The 20689-nt window shown below is 63.3% G+C and carries 22 protein-coding genes; 11 read left to right on the top strand and 11 right to left on the bottom strand.

Going from position 1 to position 20689, the window contains the following annotated elements; all coding sequences use genetic code 11:
• Positions 1 to 651: an amino acid ABC transporter permease gene (locus tag LMTR3_RS27100; protein ID WP_028349152.1), complete on the top strand. Its 651-nt coding sequence runs from the start codon at positions 1 to 3 to the stop codon at positions 649 to 651.
• Complete coding sequence (locus LMTR3_RS27095; protein ID WP_065748040.1) at positions 638 to 1366, top strand: amino acid ABC transporter ATP-binding protein; 729 nt, start codon at positions 638 to 640, stop codon at positions 1364 to 1366. The genes LMTR3_RS27100 and LMTR3_RS27095 overlap by 14 nt, the downstream gene beginning before the upstream one ends.
• Positions 1367 to 1375: 9 nt before the next feature.
• Here LMTR3_RS27095 and LMTR3_RS27090 read toward each other — a convergent pair whose 3' ends face one another.
• Both LMTR3_RS27090 and LMTR3_RS27085 read right to left on the bottom strand, forming a co-directional pair.
• Positions 1376 to 2149, bottom strand: coding sequence for an enoyl-CoA hydratase-related protein (locus LMTR3_RS27090; RefSeq protein ID WP_065748039.1), 774 nt, complete (start codon positions 2147 to 2149; stop codon positions 1376 to 1378).
• 136 nt (positions 2150 to 2285) lie between these two features.
• Positions 2286 to 3794 (bottom strand): DASS family sodium-coupled anion symporter, encoded by a 1509-nt coding sequence (locus tag LMTR3_RS27085; RefSeq protein ID WP_065748038.1) that lies wholly within the window; start codon positions 3792 to 3794, stop codon positions 2286 to 2288.
• 197 nt (positions 3795 to 3991) lie between these two features.
• Between LMTR3_RS27085 and LMTR3_RS27080 the strand changes: the two genes are divergently transcribed.
• The 4 genes from LMTR3_RS27080 to LMTR3_RS27065 all read left to right on the top strand — a co-directional run bounded on the left by LMTR3_RS27080 (position 3992) and on the right by LMTR3_RS27065 (position 6622).
• Positions 3992 to 4402 carry a DUF3775 domain-containing protein gene (locus tag LMTR3_RS27080; protein WP_065748037.1) on the top strand — a complete coding sequence of 137 codons (411 nt, stop codon included), beginning with the start codon at positions 3992 to 3994 and terminating at the stop codon, positions 4400 to 4402.
• A gap of 36 nt (positions 4403 to 4438) precedes the next feature.
• A complete protein-coding gene (locus tag LMTR3_RS27075; protein WP_065748036.1) occupies positions 4439 to 4885 on the top strand; it encodes a host attachment protein in 447 nt (148 codons plus the stop codon).
• A gap of 159 nt (positions 4886 to 5044) precedes the next feature.
• Positions 5045 to 5662, top strand: coding sequence for a PilZ domain-containing protein (locus LMTR3_RS27070; protein ID WP_057843932.1), 618 nt, complete (start codon positions 5045 to 5047; stop codon positions 5660 to 5662).
• Between the two features lie 330 nt (positions 5663 to 5992).
• Positions 5993 to 6622: a transglutaminase-like cysteine peptidase gene (locus tag LMTR3_RS27065; RefSeq protein ID WP_065748035.1), complete on the top strand. Its 630-nt coding sequence runs from the start codon at positions 5993 to 5995 to the stop codon at positions 6620 to 6622.
• A gap of 131 nt (positions 6623 to 6753) precedes the next feature.
• On the opposite strand, the gene LMTR3_RS27060 is transcribed toward LMTR3_RS27065, so the two are convergent.
• A complete protein-coding gene (locus tag LMTR3_RS27060; RefSeq protein ID WP_065748245.1) occupies positions 6754 to 7071 on the bottom strand; it encodes a hypothetical protein in 318 nt (105 codons plus the stop codon).
• Between the two features lie 87 nt (positions 7072 to 7158).
• The gene (locus LMTR3_RS27055; protein WP_065748034.1) at positions 7159 to 7614 is read right to left on the bottom strand and encodes an Hsp20 family protein; all 456 of its coding nucleotides are present in this window, start codon (positions 7612 to 7614) and stop codon (positions 7159 to 7161) included.
• A 226-nt stretch (positions 7615 to 7840) separates the two neighbouring features.
• Between LMTR3_RS27055 and LMTR3_RS27050 the strand changes: the two genes are divergently transcribed.
• Both LMTR3_RS27050 and LMTR3_RS27045 read left to right on the top strand, forming a co-directional pair.
• Positions 7841 to 8728: an alpha/beta hydrolase gene (locus LMTR3_RS27050; protein WP_065748033.1), complete on the top strand. Its 888-nt coding sequence runs from the start codon at positions 7841 to 7843 to the stop codon at positions 8726 to 8728.
• A gap of 156 nt (positions 8729 to 8884) precedes the next feature.
• Positions 8885 to 9391: a hypothetical protein gene (locus LMTR3_RS27045; protein ID WP_065748032.1), complete on the top strand. Its 507-nt coding sequence runs from the start codon at positions 8885 to 8887 to the stop codon at positions 9389 to 9391.
• 246 nt (positions 9392 to 9637) lie between these two features.
• Here LMTR3_RS27045 and LMTR3_RS27040 read toward each other — a convergent pair whose 3' ends face one another.
• The 3 genes from LMTR3_RS27040 to LMTR3_RS27030 form a co-directional block, all read right to left on the bottom strand.
• Positions 9638 to 11338 carry a ShlB/FhaC/HecB family hemolysin secretion/activation protein gene (locus LMTR3_RS27040; RefSeq protein WP_065748244.1) on the bottom strand — a complete coding sequence of 567 codons (1701 nt, stop codon included), beginning with the start codon at positions 11336 to 11338 and terminating at the stop codon, positions 9638 to 9640.
• A gap of 365 nt (positions 11339 to 11703) precedes the next feature.
• Positions 11704 to 16587 (bottom strand): beta strand repeat-containing protein, encoded by a 4884-nt coding sequence (locus LMTR3_RS27035; RefSeq protein WP_065748031.1) that lies wholly within the window; start codon positions 16585 to 16587, stop codon positions 11704 to 11706.
• Positions 16588 to 16877: 290 nt separating this feature from the next.
• Entirely contained in the window at positions 16878 to 17285 is a 408-nt protein-coding gene (locus tag LMTR3_RS27030) for a hypothetical protein (RefSeq protein WP_065748030.1), read from the bottom strand.
• 113 nt (positions 17286 to 17398) lie between these two features.
• Here LMTR3_RS27030 and LMTR3_RS27025 point away from each other — a divergent pair, with 113 nt between their 5' ends.
• The gene (locus LMTR3_RS27025) at positions 17399 to 17626 is read left to right on the top strand and encodes a hypothetical protein (RefSeq protein WP_065748243.1); all 228 of its coding nucleotides are present in this window, start codon (positions 17399 to 17401) and stop codon (positions 17624 to 17626) included.
• Entirely contained in the window at positions 17623 to 17790 is a 168-nt protein-coding gene (locus LMTR3_RS38685) for a hypothetical protein (RefSeq protein WP_176721996.1), read from the top strand. The genes LMTR3_RS27025 and LMTR3_RS38685 overlap by 4 nt, the downstream gene beginning before the upstream one ends.
• Before the next feature lie 39 nt (positions 17791 to 17829).
• Here LMTR3_RS38685 and LMTR3_RS27020 read toward each other — a convergent pair whose 3' ends face one another.
• Positions 17830 to 18360, bottom strand: a complete 531-nt coding sequence (locus tag LMTR3_RS27020; RefSeq protein ID WP_065748029.1) for a gamma carbonic anhydrase family protein — start codon at positions 18358 to 18360, stop codon at positions 17830 to 17832.
• Between the two features lie 197 nt (positions 18361 to 18557).
• Positions 18558 to 18887, bottom strand: a complete 330-nt coding sequence (locus LMTR3_RS27015) for a DUF6949 family protein (protein WP_065748028.1) — start codon at positions 18885 to 18887, stop codon at positions 18558 to 18560.
• Positions 18888 to 19126: 239 nt separating this feature from the next.
• Between LMTR3_RS27015 and LMTR3_RS27010 the strand changes: the two genes are divergently transcribed.
• Entirely contained in the window at positions 19127 to 19840 is a 714-nt protein-coding gene (locus tag LMTR3_RS27010) for a hypothetical protein (RefSeq protein WP_065748242.1), read from the top strand.
• Here the strand turns inward: LMTR3_RS27010 and LMTR3_RS27005 are convergent.
• Positions 19837 to 20055 (bottom strand): tetratricopeptide repeat protein, encoded by a 219-nt coding sequence (locus LMTR3_RS27005; RefSeq protein WP_349643821.1) that lies wholly within the window; start codon positions 20053 to 20055, stop codon positions 19837 to 19839. The genes LMTR3_RS27010 and LMTR3_RS27005 overlap by 4 nt on opposite strands.
• 217 nt (positions 20056 to 20272) lie before the next feature.
• Complete coding sequence (locus LMTR3_RS27000) at positions 20273 to 20638, bottom strand: hypothetical protein (RefSeq protein WP_065748026.1); 366 nt, start codon at positions 20636 to 20638, stop codon at positions 20273 to 20275.
• Positions 20639 to 20689 lie beyond the last annotated feature (51 nt).

Raw genomic sequence — 20689 nt, 5'->3', positions numbered from 1 at the left:
ATGCTGCAGTTCAGCTTCTGGGACATCCTCTCCAACCTCTTGATCGCCACGCAGTGGACCATCGTGCTGTCGCTAATCGCCTTCTTCTGCGGCGGCATCGTCGGGCTGGTGCTGCTGTTCATGCGCACCTCGCGGATCGCGCCGCTGGAATGGTTCACCAAGATCTACATCGAGTTTTTCCAGGGTACGCCGCTATTGATGCAGTTGTTCCTGTTCTTCTTCGGCATCGCGCTGTTTGGCGTCGAGGTTTCGCCGTGGATGGCCGCGACGCTGGCGCTGACGTTCTGGACCAGCGCGTTCCTGACCGAGATCTGGCGCGGCTGCGTCGAAGCGATCCCGAAGGGCCAATGGGAGGCCTCCTCCAGCCTCGCCCTCAGCTACATCGAACAGATGCGCTACGTCATCCTGCCACAGGCCTCGCGCATCGCGGTGGCGCCGACGGTCGGGTTTTCGGTGCAGGTGATCAAGGGCACCGCGCTCGCTTCGATCATCGGCTTCGTCGAATTGACCAAGGCCGGCACCATGCTCAACAACGCGACCTTCCGGCCGTTCCTGGTCTACTCGCTGGTCGCGCTGATCTATTTCTGTCTGTGTTTCCCGCTGTCCTGGTGGGCGAAGAAAATCGAAGGCCGCCTCAATGTCGCTCGTTAGCATCCGTGACGTCAGGAAGAGTTTTGGCCCGAATGAGGTGCTGAAAGGCGTCTCGCTCGACATCGCCAAGGGCGACGTGGTGGCAATCATCGGGCGCTCCGGCTCCGGCAAGAGCACCCTGCTCCGTTGCATCAACGGCCTGGAGACCTATCAATCCGGCAGCATCGTCGCTGATGGCATCGAGGTCGCCGGCGCCAACACCAACCTGCGCGAACTGCGCCGCCACGTCGGCATGGTGTTCCAGCAGTTCAACCTGTTTCCGCACCTGACGGCCGCCGAGAACGTTATGCTGGCGCCCACCGTGGTCAACAAGGTGTCGAAGGCCGAGGCCCGCGCCACCGCCGCCGAAGTGCTGGCGAAGGTGGGTCTGTCGGAAAAGATGGACGCCTATCCAAGCGAGCTTTCCGGCGGCCAGCAGCAGCGCGTCGCGATCGCGCGATCGCTGGCGATGCGGCCGAAAGTGTTGCTGTGCGATGAGATCACGTCCGCCCTCGATCCCGAACTGGTCAACGAGGTGCTGCGCGTGGTCGAGCAATTGGCGCGCGAGGGTATGACGCTCATTCTGGTGACGCACGAGATGCGCTTCGCCCGCGACGTCGGCACCAAGCTCGTCTTCATGCATCACGGCAAGGTGCATGAGGAAGGCGTGCCGAAAGAGGTCTTCGCCGCCCCGCGAACCCCGGAACTGCAGCAGTTCGTCGGCCAGGTCGGTTGAGTTTCGGCCTCAGCGTCCGGTAAACACCGCCGCACGTTTCTCGAGGAAGGCATTGCGCCCTTCCACCGCGTCCGCACTCAGACGAATTTCCGCCTGCGTTTCGATCTCGCGGCGGAACTGGTCGGCATAGGTGGCGTGTTCGCTCTCGTCGATCAGGCGGCGCGTCGCGACCAGCGCCCGCGTCGGGCCATCGGCGAGCCGGCGCGCCAACTCAAGCGCCCCGTCACGAAGCGCCGCATCGTCGAATACTTCGCGGACCAATCCCCACTCCTTCGCGAGATCGGCAGACAGCGGCTCGTTGGTCATCATCAATTCGAGCGCGCGTTGCCGGCCGACGAGGCGCGGCAACAGCCAGGTCGAGCCGAGATCGGGGACCAGCGCGATACGGCTGAACACCTGAATGAAGCGAGCCGAACGTGCGGCAACAATCATGTCGCCCGCCATCGCAAGGCTGAATCCGCCGCCCGCCGCCACGCCGTTGACCGCGACCACGACCGGCACGCGGCATTGGCGCAGCGCGCTGAACGCCGGCCAGTAATATTTCATCACGCCGGCCGCGATGTCGTCGCCCAGGATTTGCGCTGCCTTGAGGTTCTGGCCCGAGCAGAAGCCACGCCCGGCGCCCGTCAGCACCAACGCCCTCACCTGCGGATCATCGTTGGCTTCACCAATGGCAGTGGCAAGGTCCCCCAGGAGAGCGGGCGTCATCGCGTTCAGGGTGTCGGGCTCGTCCAGTATCAGCACGCGGACCTTGCCGTCGCGCTCTCGCTTCACTCCCGGCATCTATTCCTCCGCCTGCTGACGTTTTGGGGCCGGCCCGGCCGGGCCTGACAGACCCTTCTGAACACGATCGAGCAGGATCTCAACCAACTCGTGCAGAAGTGAACTGCCGCCGCCTCAAGCGGCTGCACATACCCCCTTATACGTAACCTAGCCAGCGCCAGTACGTCGCAGCAAGCAGCATCACGAGCGCCAGCGCGATCACGGTCAGCACCAGACCGGTGCGGACAAAATCGCGCGCGCTGAAGGTGTCGGTGCCATAGGCGACCATGTTCTGCGGCGCGTTCACCACCAGGATGAAGCCAAAACTCACCACGAACTGCAGCAGCATGGTCATGCCGACCACGTTGATGCCCTGCGTCGCCACGCCCTTGAGTACGGCAATGACGATCGGAATCATCGCCGAGGCCAGCGCAGTGGCGCTGGCGAAGCCAAGATGAATCACGACTAGGAACAAGCTCATCACCGCGAGAATGAAGAGCGCCGTCGCATTCTTCAGACCGAATGCATTGACGACGACGTCGGCGAGCCATGTCGCCGCGGTAGTCTGCAGCAGCGCGGTGCCGAGGCTGATGCCGATACCGAACAGCACGATCGTGCCCCATGGAATCTTCGGCTGCGCCTCCTTCCAGGTCATGATGCCGAGGCCCGGCAGGAACATCAGTGCCACCGCCGTGACGGTCGTTGTGCTGGTATCGAATTTGTGCAGCACGCCTTCGGTCGCCCAAAACCCGATCAAGGTGATCGAAAGCAGCAGCAGCTTGATCTCCGATGGTTTCATCGGCCCGAGTTCGGACAGCGACTTGCGGATGCCCTCGCGGCCGCCCGGCACCTGCGCAACTTCCGCCGGCATCATCCGCGTCATCACGAAATACAGCGCAATGCACATCAGGACGGCAAACGGTCCGGCGGCAATCAGCCAATCCAGCCAGGTAATCGTCCTGCCGAAGGCCTTTTCGATAAATCCAATGGCCACCATGTTTTGCGCGGCCGCGGTCTTGATGCCGACATTCCAGATGCTCGCGGTCTGCACCGTCGTGATCATCAGCATGCCGGCAAAGGCGCCGCGCCTGTTGACGCCAAAGGCGGCGATGATGCCAAGCGTGATCGGCACCAGGCAGGCCACGCGTGCGGTGGTCGATGGCACCATCAGCGCGATCACGAAGCCGACCACGATGGTTCCGATCACGACATTTCTGGTTTCGGTACCAACCCGCGACAGGATGGTGAGCGCAATGCGCCTGTCGAGCCCCGTTGCCGTCATCGCCGCCGCCAGGAATAGCGCCGCCGCCACCAGCACCAGCGCAGTGTTGGCAAAGCCGCTGAACGCAAGACCAAGCGCTGCGCTCGTGCCCATCAGCACCTTGGGATTGGCCACGCTCGGCGCCAGCCCGAGCAGGAATGCCATCAGTGCGGCGATCACGACCGCCGATACTGCGTAGTCGATCGCTTCTGTCATCCAGATAATGACGGCGAAGCCGAGAATGGCGAGCATGCGATGGGCCGCGATCGGCAAACCCGCAGGCGTCGGTAACAGGAGAATGGCGGCAAGCACTGCAACGGCCAGCAGCAATCCCCAGTTGGTCCTGATCCAACTCTGGCGGCCGTCGCCTACGACAGTGTCGCCTATCCGTTCTACGATGGCCATGCGCGCTCCTCCCCAGAACAGCACAATCGACCGGGATCAGCGCTGCCGTTTTGCGCTGGATCAAGCAGCTAATGACCCGCACTGACACGGACTGCCCTCCGGCGGAGCCAACCGGGTTTCTCGCGTCTTTTTGATCTCGCGCAAAGTGCCGCTAGCCCGGCGTCCTTACCTATGTGTAACGCGCCGAGGATTTCCCAATGCGAAACGCTCCCAGCCTGTCGATCTCACCGGAAAAAGTGTTCTTTGTCGTCGCAAAGTCGCGTCAATCCGACAGTACGGCGACCGAGCTCGATGCCAATTCAGCATCTGCCGACGACGACGCCGTCCACGGCTTTGAGGATCACAGCAGAATAACCGATCGCTCGGAGCTCTCCGGCTTCATTCGCGGATTGAATGTGGATGAGCAGGTCGATCTCGTCGCCCTGATGTGGCTCGGCCGCGGCGACGGCGACCTCGACAGTTGGAGAGACCTGCGCTCGGAGGCTTCGCGCGCCCACAATAGCCGCACGGCGCGTTACCTGATCGGGACACCGATGCTTGCCGATTATCTGGAAGAGGCCCTGTCGCAGTTCGGCAAATCCTTTGAGGACTTCGAAGCGCCGCTCTGACCCTGTGCGACCCCAAATTATCCAGGAGCATTAAAAATGACCAAGATGAAGATCGGCACCGGCGACTGGATCGTTGTCTGCGACGGACGCAAGGCACTCATCCTCGAAAATCTCGGTGATCGCGTGTTTCCAAACCTGCACGCCAAGGAAGTGTACGAGCAGACGGACCTCTCCACGCATGCGCAAGGAAGCGACGCTCCCGGTCGCATACAGCAGTCGAACGGCAGCGCGCGAAGCTCGATCGAGCAGACGGACTGGCACGATGAGCTGGAGCGTTCATTCCTGAAGACTTTGGCGGACCGGTTGGACGCTGCCGTCACGACCGGCGAAACCTCGGCCCTGACGATGGTCGCCTCGCCCCGTGCGCTGGGCATGATAAGGTCGGATTACTCGGCGGCGGTTCGGAAGGCGCTTCACGGGGAGGTCGCCAAGGACCTGGTCAAGATGCCGGTCTATGAGATCGAGAAGCAGCTTTTGGCGTGAATGGCCGGAGGCCCTGTTGTAACGCCGCAACGGAATGGCGGCGGCATGGCCCATGCATGGTGAAGACCCGCGTTTGATGCAACCGGCGCTAACACATCGTTAACCCTGCCGGCCTTAGGGTCTTCCTGACGCCGAAGGACCGGCTGTCTGGTGGCGAAGATGTCGTTTGCGCAAAAGAAAACTACCACTGTGCCGTCCGCGGAGGAGCGGCGGCGCTTCCAGCGCGTCAAGGTTCACTTGCTCGGCCGCTACATGCTGCCGGATCGTCGCGAATTTCCTTGCCAGATTATTAACATGTCGCCGGGTGGACTGGCGCTGCTGGCGCCCGGCATCGGCAATGTCGGCGATCGCGTGATCGCCTATCTCGACCATATCGGCCGCGTCGAGGGCAAAATCACCCGCATTATCGACAACGGCTTTGCCATGACGGTCGGCGCCACCGCGCGCAAGCGCGACAAGCTCGCCGCCCAGCTCACCTGGCTCGCCAACCGCGATATCCTCAATCTGCCCGAAGACCGCCGCCACGACCGCATCGTGCCGCGCAACCCGATCGCGCTACTGACCCTCGAGGACGGCAGCAAGATGACCTGCCGCATCATCGACCTGTCACTGTCGGGCGCCGCGATCGCCGCGGAGAACCGTCCGCCGCTGAAATCGCTGGTCATGCTCGGCAAGGTGCAGTCCCGCGTGGTGCGAAACCTCGAAGAAGGCTTTGCGCTCGAGTTCGTCCACGAGCAAGTCGCCGAGACGCTCGAAGACGCGGTTACCGCGCGGTAAAGCGCCAGCCGCCAAAAATCCCTGATTTTTCAGCCCCAAAGGCGGTATCCGCGTTACCGGATGCCGCCTTTTGGCTGTCCGGCCCCGGCCAAAGTCGGTTAACGCGGGGCGCTTTAGCCCGCGCATCCCCTGCTATTGCAGCGCCACAGACGTTAATCCGTAAAATTTGAATCAATAGCAGTTGTTTCAAATTTTATTCGAATTCGATTCAAGTATAGATCGAATTCACCGCTAGCTTTACTAGTATTCACGTCAAATGTACTTGCCTGACTTAGCGGCGGCGCAAATCCTTTGTGCGAAACGTGGTCCCAACAAGAAACGGGGGCCACGATGTTGTTCAGGGGACAGGGGAAGGGACTGGCGGTCATCGCCGTCCTGATAGGGATGAACGCTTCGATGAGCGTCTCGGCGAAAGCCGGCGACGTGCTCTATGCCAGCCTGGGCGATACCGCGCGATCGCCGATCGGCTGGGTCGAATTCTGCGCCGAAAACGTGGGCGAGTGCCGCGGCGGCGCTTCACAGCCGCGCGACATCGTGATGTCGCAGACGGCGTGGCGGGATCTGCTGCGGGTCAACAAGTGGGTCAACGAGGCCATCAAGCCGATCACCGACATGGATCATTGGGGCGTGATCGAGAAATGGTCGTTGCCGACGGACGGTTACGGTGACTGCGAGGACTATGTGCTTCTGAAGCGCAAGATGTTGATCGACGCCGGATGGCCGCGCGAGGCGCTGCTGATCACGGTGGTGCGCGACAAGAAGGGCGAAGGCCACGCAGTGCTGACGGTGAAGACCGACAAGGGCGAGTTCGTTCTCGACAACCAGAACGAAAACGTCCTGGCCTGGACCGAAACCGGCTACCGCTTCGTCAAGCGTCAGTCGCAGAGCGACCCGAACGTATGGGTCTCGCTCGGTGACAGCCGCCCGGCGGTCGCCACCGCCTCGTCACGCGATCGATAACGAGAGAAGGAATTTACCAACCCGCGACCCGGTCACATCCCCACCCCTCCCCGTCCCAGACCGGTTCGCGCGCGGCCAGGCTTCCCCCAAAGCCTGGCCGCAACTTTTTCGGGGTGGTGGTCGCTTGTGACCTACGCCGCCAGCGCCACGCGTGAGGTGGATTTTTGCCGCATCGGCTTGCCGCCGGGTGGTCCCGACGGTTTGGGGTCGAGCATCGAGAGCGCTTCGAGCACCTCATCGATCGTCACGATTCGGCTCGTGCCCGCCAGCTCGCGCAGCGCAGGATTTGAAGCGACCGCCGCCGCATCTGAAGCCCAGGACGCCAGGATCGCGCGCTTTTCGGCGAGCGAAAGCGTCCTGTCGGCGACCACGTCGCGCGGGTGATCGAACACGGCTCCCGGATGCAGCACGGCATTCAGATCAAACACATTATCTGTCTGGTCGATCATCAGCTTGTCCTCCCCAAAGATGGACACGCTTCCCGCCCGACATGTTCGGGCGGGAGCCTTTGGTCCCTTTGCGAGGCGTGGCGGGCTTTAAGCCGCCTTCGCCTCGATCTGCTGAACGTTGCTGGGCGCAGCGCCATCGATGGCAATGCGGCGTGGCTTCATCGCCTCCGGGACTTCCCGGAACAGTTCGATCCGCAGCAGGCCGCGCTCGAACGACGCGCTCTTCACCTGCACATGATCGGCAAGGCTGAACTGGCGCTTGAAGGGACGCGCGGAGATGCCCTGATAGAGATATTCGCGCTGGTCCTTCTCGGCCTTGCGGCCTTCGATCGTCACCGTGTTCTGCTCGGCGGTCACGGAGATCTCGTCGACTGCGAAGCCGGCGACGGCCAGCGAGATCTGATAGCGGTCTTCGCCCAGCCGCTCGATGTTGTAGGGAGGGTAGTTATCCTCGCCGGCGCGTTGCGCGGTTTCGACGAGGTCGAAAAGGCGGTCGAAGCCGATGGTCGAGCGCCAGAGGGGTGAGAAATCGTATGTGCGCATAGCCAAATCCTCCATGGAGCAAGTTGGATACGAGCGGCACCGGACACGACCGGTGCCCGTCTCAAGGCCGGGCCCATCAGGCGCCCGGACCGCCGCCCAGCGGCGGCAGCAAAAAAATTAGAAAACGGCCTTTTGGTTTCAAGGGGGACCTACAAAAATTTTGGCCGCCTGCTGGCTCGTCCCAAACGATGTGCAATGATGGCCCGGCCTCATCAGGAGAGACGCCGTGGCCCACCGCGAGATCGACGCCATCCGCGCCTTGCTGGGCTCTAAGCCGCGGCCTGTCGGATGGTCAGAGCGGCGGCAGCGCCTCGACGAGGTCGGATCGACCTGGCCGGTGGCATCCGACGTGGAATGCCAGCCAGTCGATTGCGACGGCGTTGCCGGCGAGTGGTCGATCGTATCAGGCAGCGAGAAGTCGCTGGTGCTGCTGTATTTCCACGGCGGCGGATACTGCTCCGGCTCGATTGTCAGCCACCGCCGCCTGGTGACGGAGGCCGGGCGCGCCGCGGGTATGCGGACTCTCGCGATCGAGTACCGGCTTGCCCCTGAACATCCCTACCCCGCCGCCCATGAAGACGCGCTAACAGTGTGGCGTTTCCTGCGCCGGCAGGGCATTGCGGCGACGAGCATCGCGGTCGGCGGCGACAGCGCCGGCGGTAACCTGACGCTCGGGCTGATCAACCGGCTGCGCGCGGCAGGCGAACCGCTGCCCGCCTGCGCCTGGCTGCTTTCGCCGTGGACTGATCTCACCATGTCCGGCGAAACGCTGGCCACCAAGGACGCCATCGATCCGCTGATTCACAAGGCCTATCTGGTTGAACTTGCGGACGCCTATACGCCGCCATCCATCGATCGCCGTGATCCGCTGATCTCGCCGCTATTCGCCGATCTCATGGGCATTCCACCAGTCCTGATTCAGGTCGGATCGGCCGAGACGTTGCTGGCCGACGCCACGCGGCTTGCCGAGGCCGCGGGGGCGGCCGATGTCGATGTGACGCTGCAGATCTGGCCACACATGATCCACGCCTGGCCGGTCTGGAACGCCCATCTCGAAGACGGGCGCCGCGCGCTGGCCTGTGCCGGGCAATTCCTCCAGTCGCACGTCCGATAGAACCTGAACACCCAGCTCTCGCTGGTCGCGGCAGAAAAGCCTGATTCCCAAGGGTTTGGCCGGAATCCCTCACCCGCCCAGCAAATCCCGGGTTTTAGCGGCAGCGCGCCTGTGCTATTTGAGGGGCATTGAAATCACGTCCGGATTTGGAGTCGCATGCTCGAACTCGCCCCCCGGAGTGCCAGCCCCGTCGCGCGTTTCGGCGGTCAGCCGATTGGGATCGCCGCTGCGGCTCTCGTCATTGTCGTGCTTGGAGTAAGCTTTATCGCCCTGTGGCGCGCCTATACGGGCAGCGCTCCCGAGACCGATCGCGCGGCCGCGACCCGCCAATTGCAGGCGCGCGCCGCGCAAGCGTCCGAGCAACTTGTCGAGAAGGCCAAGGGCTTGGAAGCGACCCAGCAGGAATCGATCGACCAGTTGCAGGTGGTGCAGGATCAACTGCTCACCGTGCGCCGCCTGCTCGCGGCTCAGCAGGCCGACACCAGGAAGCTTTCCGAGCAGGTCGGAACGCTGACGGAAGCGATCGACGGCTTACGGCAATCCTTTGCCAGCGCGCAGGCCTCCGAACCCACCGCCGCTCCCGCGCCGCGCAAGCGATCAGCCAAGGCCAAGCCCCGCTCGAACAGGGCAGCAAACCGCAGCCGCGCCAAAGGGCGCGGCTGACAGGACTGGACGACGGCTGGCGATGATGCCCCGCTCAGGGGCTGATGCCAGCACGCCCTTGCTGGAACATTTTTCCACTTTGTGAACTGGTTCACATATCCCCGCGAGAATCCCGGGCATCCTGTAATTCACCGGATGGCGTGAGCCGATTTCAATATCCGGGGCTGGCAAGGTCGTTGACGGTATACTGCGTCGACGGCCTTGTTCTTTTCGGGGCTTCCGTCAACTACCGCAGCCACATGATCTTCAATAGCTGACCGACGCCTGCAATGACACGCGCCAGGCCCCGGCGCGGCTGTGCAGCCCGTCGGTCAGCGCCCTCGCCGCCAGCAGCTTGGAGTTAAAGTTCGACCCGGCCGCAAAGTCGAATCCGGCCCCGATTGACGACAGCGTGGTGTCGCGCCGGAAAAACAGATCGCGTCCCCAGCCGACATCGGCCAGCAGGAACGGCGCCAGCATGCCCGGCATCCAGGAGAGCATGCTGGGAATCGAGGCGTAGAGCGAATTGCGCAGGATCAGGGCCTGGTCGACAACGCCGTCTTCGGTCACATAACCGCGCACGGCGCTCATCCCGCCGAGCGCGATGCGTTCGGTATCCGGTAGCGGCTTGGACGAAGCGAGCACGGAGACTTCCGATTTCAGCGACAGACCCTTCGGTAGCGGCGTCACGCGGCCAAACTCGAGGGTGACGAAATTGGTTTGCACGTCGGTGACGCGTCCATTGGTGAAGGCGCTCCAGGCTTGCGAATTGTTGCCGGACAGAATGGCTCCGGGATTGGACTTGAAGCGGATATCGAGGTTGTTGGTGCCGAGATTGTCCGACCAGCGCCCGTTCCATCCGACCACCAATTGCGCGACGTCGGCGCTGCCCTCCGCGACCCGCGTACCATCGAAGATGGTGGTGCGGAGCTGGTGCTTGAGTTCGACGCCGCCAAGCAGATCGCCGGCCGCTGGTGGCAGTAAATCGGACAACGCGGTTCGAACGATTGCCGATGCCTGACTGGTTTGAGTCTTTATCCGGAATAGATTGTTCGGCCGCTCATTGGTCAGTACGTGATCGCCGACGACTTCGAGGCTCGTGCGCAATCCGAGCGGGGTAAGCAACCGCCCCGCCTGACTGACATACTTGGCGTCGTCGGGCCGGCTGAACAGTCCGTCGTCGACCCAGAAATTGCTGCTGCCGGTGAGTTGATAGGACGCAAAGATATCGGCTGATGGCGCCGCGCTGCCGCCGACATAGTAGCGATTCCGTTCGGTCAACAGCGTGCCGCTGTTGGCATAGCCGGCGTAAACCTGCCATGGCTTGCGATCCGTCACCTGGATGTTGACGTCGGTCATGCCGAGGTCCTTGCCGGGGCCGAACACCGCTTCGACCTGCCGGAACGGATTGCGGTTGGCCCAGTCGAGGTCGGTCTCAAGCTTGCGGGCGTCGATTTCCTGTCCGGGGACGAGCCGGATGCGGCTTTGCGGGTAGCTCTCGGGTGCCGCCCCCGTAACCTTGATGCCGGCAACCTTGAAGAGGATCACGCGTAGCTGGAGCACGCCGGACGATACTTCCTGCGGCGGCAGCGTGACCGATACGAACGGTCGTCCGGCCTCACGGTAAGCCGCAGCCACCGCCGCCTGTACTTCGGCAATCAGCTTGCGGCTCAGCGGCCGATCGAGAAACGGCGTGAGTGGCTCGCGGACCGCGGCTGCGTCGATGCCGCTGGCCTGATCGACATCGATGCCACTCGCGCCGCTTCGCGGCTTCACGCTGGCATTTGGCCCGATCAGGACGATGGCATGAACGTTCACGCCGAGCGGCGTTGCATCATCGCTCCTAAGCAGATCGTCGGTGCCGATCTTGATCGCCGGTGTGCGACGTGGCGGCTCCGGCGGCAGATTGCGCTCCACCACCTGCGCCTGCGCGACGCCGCCAGATGCGATTGCAAGAACGCAGACCATCAGCAGCGCGCAACGCCTGCCGACTCCGTGCTCATGACGCGCGGACGTTCGCACTCGTGTCGCGCGCGATCCGAAATGTCTGGTGAGTGCCAGCATCATGATCACCGGAGCCTGTCAGAGCTTCGGGATATCGACATGTAAGTTCGCATGAGGCTGCACGTTCCGACGTTCTGTCGCACACGGCGAACAATGAATAAGTCAACCAATATGGTTTATGGATTAAGAACGGTTTAAGGTTGAGTTCCACGTGTGGCAGAACTGCAGCGTGTACGGTTGAGTTACTCACGATTTCACCAACTACTGCGTGTACCGAGACCATCGCCCGTGTACAGCCGCCCGCCCAGCGGTTAGCGTCACGCTCAACTTCAATTGTCGACAAAGGCTGGCAGGCGATCGCGATCGTTCATCGCGCCGACGAAACGGGCGCGTGTGCCAATCCGCCGGTTGTTGGGATGGGGAAGCTCGAGGCACTGCCGGGATTTGCAGATGATCGCGGGAGACGATGGCTCGGCGCTGACGGGCTCACGCATCTGCTCGAGCGGCTGCGGCGCAGGCAGAGGCACCCGCGATTTCACATAGGAGCCGAGCCCTGCAGTCGGCACGCGAGTGGGCGTTGACGCAGCGACCGCTGGCGTAACCGTGAGGTTCGCGCCAACAAAGGTGAAGGCGTAATTCGATGAGGCCGCCAGCGTTCCCTGCGTGATCCCGTAGATGCCAGCATCGCTGGAGACTGTCGCCGACGTTGCCAACGCGCCCGCCAGCGCGTCGCCATTGACGAGGCCGAGGCCACCGACCTGATAGGTCAGCGCGGGATTGGCATCGCCATAGGCACGGCTCTTGGCGTCGGCCGTCACCGTGATGGCGCGCGGCGTGACCGTCAATGTGCCAGGTGCATCGACAAAACGATAGGCCTGCCCCGAGACGCTGACGGCGCTGCCGCCACTTGCGCTGATTGCATAGGTGCCGACGTTCGAAGTCGCCGTCGCCGCCGTCGATACCGAAAGGCCGGTGATGATCGCGGCGGCATCGCCGGCATGCAGGCCATAGATCGAATAGGTCAACGCCGGGTTGGCGTCGCCATAGACACGCGATGCGTTGTCGGGCGCGACTCTCAGCACGTAGTTGACGCCGTAGAGCTGCGGATAGTAGCCGATGCTCGGCGCCGACCAGACGGTTGCGAAATCCCAGCCCGCGTAGGTCGACGCATAGTTTGCCGGATTCTGCATCTGGCTGGAGGTGAGGCCAGTGATGCCGGCGCTGCTGCCGCTTCCGACCGCATTCACCCTTCCGGACGTATCGGTGTCCCAGTAGGACGACGTGATGGCCCCGGTGCCGGTAACCGATCCGACCAAGCCGCCGGCGGCTGCGGCGCCGGATGTAGAGACCGCATTCGCAGCGCCGATCGCGTACGTCTGCGCGACCGTGCCTGTACTGCCGTGGTTGCCGATCAATCCGCCGGCCATCGCTGATCCGGCGGTGGAGGTAGCACTGGCCGCACCGGTCGCGTAGGACTGTGTGACGGTGGCAGCACCGACGAGCCTACCGATCAATCCACCCGCTGCCGTGGTGCCGGCAACCGACGTCGCGCTGGCCGCACCGGTCGCGTAGGATTGCGTCAGCGTAGCCGTGCTGCCGTTGCTGCCGATCAGCCCGCCCGCCGAAGTGGACGTCGCCGCTGCGGACGTGGATGCAACGTCTACGGCACCGGTCGCATAGGACTTCGTAACGACTCCGGAGTTGCTGCCGACCAATCCGCCCCCGAATACGGAGGCGAGGGTCGCCGACGTAACGGTGACGGCTCCGGTCGCGTAGGAGTTGCTGACGGAAGCGCCTACCGGGTTGATGCCGAGCAGCCCGCCCCCGAAACCTGTAGCGGTCACGGCTCCGGTCGCATAGGAATCGGCGATGGTCGACCCACTGCTGTTGTATCCGACCAACCCGCCGACCCCCTGGCTGCCGCCACTAACCGCTCCGGTGGCATAGCTCCTGAAGATGCTGCCGTTGTTCTGACCGGCGAGGCCGCCGGCGCGCGTGCCGCCGGTGCCGGCCATCGCATTGCCGGTCGCGTAGCTGTCCTGGATCGTGCCACCGTTATTCCATCCCGACAGACCGCCCATGGAAGAACTGATGGCGGTCGTTCCGGCGACGGTGACGGCTGCCCAGCTAATGGCAAGGCTTCCCCCATTCTCACCCAGGAGTCCGCCGCCGTAACTGTTCGCCGTGACGGTGCCGGTCGCGGAAGCATTGCTGACGGACCCCTTCGCCAGGCCAGCCAAGGTACCGACGCGCGCCGCGCCAGCGATGGTTGCGGTCTGCAAGCTCACATTGCGTAGCGCGGCGCCGGCTGAGGTGTATCCGAAAAGACCGACATAGTTAGTCGATGGCCGGTTGATCATCAGGTTTGAGATCACATGACCCTGCCCGTCGAAGTTGCCGGTAAACTGGTTGGACAAATCGCCGATCGGCGAGAAGCCGGCCGACGACCACATGCCGGGATATTTTCCGCCGACCGCCGCAAGCGCGGGACCGAGATCGATGTCGCTGGCCAGTGTGTAGCTCGCGCCGAGATTCATCGCCATCAACTGAAGCTGGTGCGCGTTGGTTATGGTGGTTTGGTATTCCCAGCGGCCGAACGGCCTGGTCTGGCCGTCGACCATGAACCAGCCGGTCGTGTCCGTTCCCGGAAAGCTGAAGCTGCCGTAGGCGCTCTGCTTGAAGGCGTAGTTGGCCGCGGCTGATTGCGCGGGGTCGCTGGTCACGGCCGTCACGCTGCCCGAGCCGCTGCCGATGCCGGACGCCTGCCCGCTCGTATAAGTGTCCCAGTAGGACGCCGTGACGGAGCCGCCGTTGAAGCCGACCAGCCCGCCGACATAGCTCGGGCCGCTCACGGCGCCCGTCGCATAGATCTGTGAAATCGAGCCGGCGGTCAAGTTGCCGCCGAGATTGGTGACATTGTTCAGCCCAACGGCGCCGCCAACGTAGAGCGGTCCGCTCACGGCGCTGTTCGAATAGGCATTCGACACGGTCTGAAAGTTGTAGCCGACGAGACCGCCGGCGCCGGCCTCGGTGGCGGTGACCGATCCGCTCGAGTAGACATTCGTGACCGTCCCGTAGTTCGAGCCGACGACCGCGCCGACAGCCGTCCTTCCGGTTACGGTCGCACCGATGACGCCGACATTGCTCACCGTGCCGGCAGTGCCGAGATAGCTGATCAGCCCGACGTTTTGGGTTATCCGATTGATGAAGAGGCCTGAGATCGTGTGGCCCAGGCCATCCAGGTTTCCGTTGAAGGTGACGCCGGCACCGATCGGCTCGAAACCGGCGCCGCTATTCCAGCCGGACGTGATGCCGGCATCGATGTCGCGGCCGAGCGCATAGGTGCCGGCCAGGCTGTTCTTCATGTTCTGCAGGTCGTAGACGGTGTTAACCAGCATGTAGGTGTTGAGCGTGCCGCCGCCGGTGACGTTGCCGCTGAAATTCGTCTGCGTCGGCGCCGTATACTTAGTGGCGTTGACGGTCGAATTGCTGCCGGTCGGATTGTAGAAGATCGAGACTATCCCCGCCGTCGATATCTGGCCGCCGCCGAACGTCGCGGTGCCGGTGCCTGTGCCGGCATTGTCGGCGCGCAGCACGACACCGCCGCCGCCGGTGCTCGCGATGTTGGCGTTGACCGCGATGTTGCGATAGGCGCTGAGCGTCAGCGTCGCGTCGGTCGACCAGTTGATGCCGCTTGCCACGGTGATGTCGCCATAGCCGCCGGTGCCGGACGCGTTCGTCTCCTGGGTAACGTTGCTGCCCGCGTTGAGCGTGGTCGCGATGGTGCCGGCAAGCGTCGCATCGATCGTGAGATCGACGGGATCGAGCAACCAGGTGCCGCCGCGGCCGGCATTGATGCTGCCGCCATTGAAGTTGAGCGTATGCCCCGAGGTCTCAATGAAGCCGCCGCGCAGACCATTGGCACTGATCGCGCCGGCAAACGACGTTGTGCCGTCCGACCACACCACCACATTGCCGCCCACGCCCGATGTGCCGTCTGCGGTGATCGTCGCACCCGCCTCGACCGTCGTGGTCTGCGCATTGGTGATGGTCTGCGGCAGAAACTTCAGCATGGCGTCCGATCCGCCGGCGCGGTCGCCACCGATCACCACGGTGCCGCCCGATGTTCCGCTGGCGTTGATCCTAGCGCCTGACGTGAGCGTGACATCCTTCCCCGTCACTACGACGGTGCCGCCTGCGCCGCCGCGGCCTTTTGCAGTGATGGTGCCGCCAACCACGACCTTGTCGGCGCCGACGACGACGTCGCCGCCGGTAAACGCGCGCCGCCCGGCGACGGCTGCGCGCGCCGGCGCAGCGTCTGCCTGAATGCGCCGCGCTACGACCTTCTGCGTCACGTTGACCGAACCGCCCTCGGCGGTGAGGAAAATTCGTCCGCCCTTGCTGGCAAAACCCGTTGCCGAGATCGCACGCCCAGTGTTGCCCGCGAGCGCATAGACGTTGCCGCCATTGGCGCGCAATTCCACTTCCGCGGCGCGGACGGCGCCGCTGTTGCGGATCTCGCCATTCTGCGCCGGACGCCGCACCAGCACCTTGCCATTGCCGAGCGAGCCGTCACTCAGCAGCACCTCACTGCCGGAGGCCATCGCGGCGGTGCCATTGCGCGCGGTCAGCGAGCCGTCGTTGCGAACCTGGCGCGCGATCAGTACGACGTCGCCGTTCGAAGACCCGATCTTGCCGAGATTAACGACCGAGGCCTTGCTATTGCCGCTGAAGGTCAGCGATCCGCCGGCGCGGAAGTCCGCATCCCCAACATCGAGCGTCGAAGCGACGAAACTGCCGCCGGTCTTGACCACGCCGGTCGGTCCGACCACGATTCCCGACGGGTTGACGAGATAGACCGAGCCGGTCGCGGACACCACGCCGTTGATCGACGACGGCACATTCCCGGTCACACGGTTGAGTGTCGCACCGCTGCCGTTGTTGAATTGGACCTGGTTGCCCTGCCCGACCGAAAAGCTTGACCAGTTGACGATGCCGGTGCGGCTCGATTGGGCAACTGTCAGATTGGTCGGCGACGTCCAGCCGATCGCAACGTTCCCGCTCACCACCGTTCCGCCGGCGGGCAGCGATTGCGCCATCGACGGCTGCGCGCAACCCAAGCCCCACAGAAGCACGATCGAGCTGGCGGAAGCTCGAAAATCGCTGGTGCACGACTTGATGGCCGATGAGAGACCCGACGCAAATGAGACCATCAATCGAACCACCATCCTCGACAGGGCGCGGCACTGCAGGCTTCCCGCCTCCCCAAGTTCTTTGTCAGATATGCAGCGGTTCCATGCACGCGCGGCAAAGTTCCATATGCTTATCTAAGGATGTATCAATTAATATGCGCAATTTATCGGAAAATTGCGATGGATGGCTGGTGATGGCAGGCAGCAGGGATCGCGCGCAGTACACGACTGCGCGCGATGTTGTCGAAGTCGACTATTCTTGCCGTGTCACAAGCGCTGTCCTGTGACCGGACGTCGCTCGGGCATGGTTTTTAGCAGCCGCGGCAAATGCCCTTTATCTTCCGATCGACCGTCTTGTTTTCTTCGTTGATCACAGCGTCATCGGTTGAACTGCCCTGTCTGGCCGAGCCGGTCGTCACGCCCCGGCCTGACGACTGGGCGGTGCCGGCGGTATTGGTGCCAGGCGGGGGCGGCTGCGCGAGTCCGGACGGATTTGCCGCGCCGCTCGGACCGGCATTGTTCAACCCACCGGGAGTCGTGGGACTTGGCGACACGCCCGTGACACCTGGCGTACCCACACCGGCCGAGCCTGCGCCCGGAGAGCCTGTGGTGCCGGGGCTGCCGGAGGACGCTCCGCCGACGCCCTGTGCAAATGAAGTGACCGGCGATATCAGGATTGTGATTGCCGCGACAGCAGCGGCTGCAGAAGCCAGCTTCATCGGAAAATCTCCTTTTGAGAAGCAACGACAGCGCCCTGGCCTTGTTCCTGCCGGAACGATTCCACTGCCGGATCATTCATTCACATCCGCTCGACGGCCGGAGTGGCCACGCTTTGCGCAAATTGATCGCCTTCGACGACGACACGCACGACAAGCTGAAACAGCTTGCACGTGACCGGATGGCGACATTTCAGGAACTGGCTGACGAAGCCTTTGCGGACCTCTTGAAGAAGCACGGCATCCCCATCGACCTCAAGGACGCGCTGCGGAAAAGCGCAGCCGCTTCGAACGCAGCGATGCCGAAAAGAACCAGATCGAAAAACCGAAAGGCGGCATCATGAATTCCGACCCCGACCCTTTCGAGCAAGGCCAGCGCGCCGCGCGCCAGAACATTCCGGCGGAAGCCAATCCATATCGGGATGGCAGCGAGGAGCATGCGCTCTGGGCCGCCGGCCATGAAAAGGTCGCCGGCCCTCGCGAGGCGAACAAGGGCGACGGTATCTGAGCAACGCGCTCGCGCCAACACTCGATTTGCTGCGAGGGCTCAGCCGATCTTCTTCAGTCCGTTTTTGAACCGCGGCCCGTTGAGCGCGTAGAATTTCGCAGCACTTCCCATCGCCGTCACCTGCTCGGGCGACAAGGTGCGGATCACGCGCGCGGGCGAGCCGATGATCAGGGAATATTCGGGATATTCCTTGCCTTCGGTGATGACCGATCCCGCACCGACGATGCTGCCGCGGCGTATCTTCGCGCCGTTCATGACGATCGAACCCATGCCGACCAGCGCGTCGTCTTCGAGCGTGCAGCCATGCAGGATGACGTTGTGACCGACGGTGCAGTTCTTGCCGATCGTGAGCGGAAAGCCGCGGTCGGTATGGCAGGTGGAATTGTCCTGCACGTTGGAGCCCTCGCCGATCTCGATCCACTCATTGTCGCCGCGCAGCACCGCGCCGAACCATACGCTGGCCGAATTCAGAAGGCGCACCTTGCCGATCACGACGGCGGTGTCTGCGATGAAATAGTTTCCATTTGCGGGGAATTCAGGCCCCTGTCCGTCGAGTTCGTAGATCGCCATAACAAAAGGTCTCCGTTAGAGCGTTTTCGAGCGAAGCATGCCTCGGACTTGATCCGAGGGTGGATCCCGGTTCGCGTGAAGAAAACGCGTCAAAACAAAGTCTGGAGCTCCGTTCCGATTCAATCGGAACGGAAGAGGCTCTGGCGGAGACCTTGGCACAGCCCCAGGCAGCGGATCAAGCGAACAGGCCGCAAGCCTCAGGCCAGCACGCCCGCGGCTCGCAGCGTCATCAGGAAGAACGTGCCGGACATCAAGCTCCAGAAGCCTGAAAGCACGGTCGCCATCATCACGAATTCGAAGCGGCGGCGCTCGATCTTCGCGCCGCGCAGCGTGTTGCGCATGATGATGAAGGGTGCGGCGAAAACCAGAAACGGCACGGCCGCAAATGTCTTCGGCGCCACGCCTTCCCCAAGCAGCCCGAATCCCGCCGGCCGCGCTGCCATCGCCTGATAGCCGCTGGCGAGCGCGCCTGCGAGCGCAAAGCCGATGCACAGGGAGAACAGGGAATTCAACGCATCGGGCGACATGACAACTTCCCGTACTCGACGAACCGTGCCCTGCTTTCGCAAAATTGGCCGGCGGCCGCCACAGTATCCTTAAGGAAAGGTTAACAGCGAACCGCCGGGACCTCGTTTGCGCATGGCTGCAGGGCCCGGACTCCCGTGAAATCATGCGGAAATCGCGCTGCCCATGGCATATTCGCGGGATGATTCGCGTAAGCTCTCGGGATCGTGCCCGAGCCTCGAACCCGACCGATGCCTCGTTCATGACCCTGCTTTCGACGGCCCAGCACCTTGCCCGCGACACCCACAGGGATCCGCGCTCGCAAATGATGCTCATCATGGTCGTGGTATCCATCACCGCGGGCGCCATTGCCTTCGTCGCTTATTTGCTGTGGCCAACCTGGGTGGCGCGGCCCGCCAGCGCTCCGGGCCGGTTGCCGGTCAGCGTCGGCGCCACGCTCTTCAACGTGCCGACAGCAGCGATCCGCCGCAAGATCCAGCGCCACTCCGGGCCGCAGGAGCGGGTCGATCTCAGTTTCGTCTTCCCGTCGCTTGAACCGCCGGATGCGCCGAAGCACGTCAGCGCCGATACGATCGAAGAGAAGGTGCAGCCGATCGACCGTATCTTCCTGTCGATATCGGCTCACCACGACACGCTGGCGCCGGACACACGGGTGCGCACGATCTATCCGCGCTACCTCGAACAGAGGGCGACATCGATCGACGACGGATTGACGACGCGCGCCTTCCGCGACGGATCGCCCTACGCCAACGAGGACCTGTTCTCCGCCGGCGCACCGAGCCTCAACGCGCGCTGCACCCGCGACGGCCTGACTCCCGGCATGTGCCTGAGCGAGCGTCGCGTCGACGGCGCCGACCTGACGTTCCGCTTTCCGCGGAGTTGGCTGTCGCATTGGCGCGACGTCGCGAACGCGATGGACCGTTTGACCGCGCAGATGCGCGGGCCGAAGGGCTAGCGGCGGAGCGAATCGTCAACGTCCTTGCGGCGCCCGGCCGAGTCCAGCGCGATAGCGTAAACATAGGCATATCTGGCCTGTGCCGGATCGAGTTCACTGGCACGCCGAAGTTCACGCAGCGCTTCATCGGACCGCTTGGCGCGAACGAGGGCAAAGCCAAGCGCGTGGTGCAGCCCCGCATCTTGCGGCGATGTCTCAATCGCGGCGCGAAGCACCTTGCTCCCCTCGCCGTCGCGCCCGGCTTGCCGCAAGAGATGGCGGTCGAGATTTGACCACGCAGGCGTCCCCTCCGCGAGCTTCAGAGCAACGCCAGCCCTGTGAGCGTCAGGGAGGTTGTCGAAAATCTACGCCGCATGAGGCCTTCCCTGATCCCCTGTGCATTATCAATGGTTCAACGAGCGGCCCAAAATGAACTGCCGGATGCACCCAGGCTCAGTTCGGGCGCCTCTTCTTGCTCGCGCCGACGAGGCTTATTGCGGATGCTGCGTTAGGGCCGTCGGTCATCTGAAGGCAGACGAGCAGATCAACATAGCTTTCGTTGCCGGCCGCCGCAGCCTCGCCGTGGCAGCGAGCCTGGATCGAAGCGGAATATCTCGACCAAATCGGCGCCAATTGCTGTTGGGCCGAGTGCTCGTCGCTCATGCACTTGTCGAAGCTTTGCGGCAAGGCGAGCCCCATCGCCTTGTCGGCATCTACGGAACCTCTGCAGGTAGCCGCAACGTCAAGTTTGGGTACCTGGTCGGAGGCCTGGACCAGCAGTCCAACCCCTGCCGCAAGTCCTAGAATGGCTGCATGCATGGCAATTCCTTTCCGGAAAAAGCGCGGTCACTCGGCTCTTCCGTGTGCAGC

Origin of the sequence: Bradyrhizobium sp. LMTR 3 (genome assembly GCF_001693485.1) — a bacterium.
Lineage (GTDB): Bacteria > Pseudomonadota > Alphaproteobacteria > Rhizobiales > Xanthobacteraceae > Bradyrhizobium.
The sequence above is the reverse complement of the archived record's forward strand: the minus strand, read 5'-3'. Positions and strand labels throughout refer to the sequence as shown.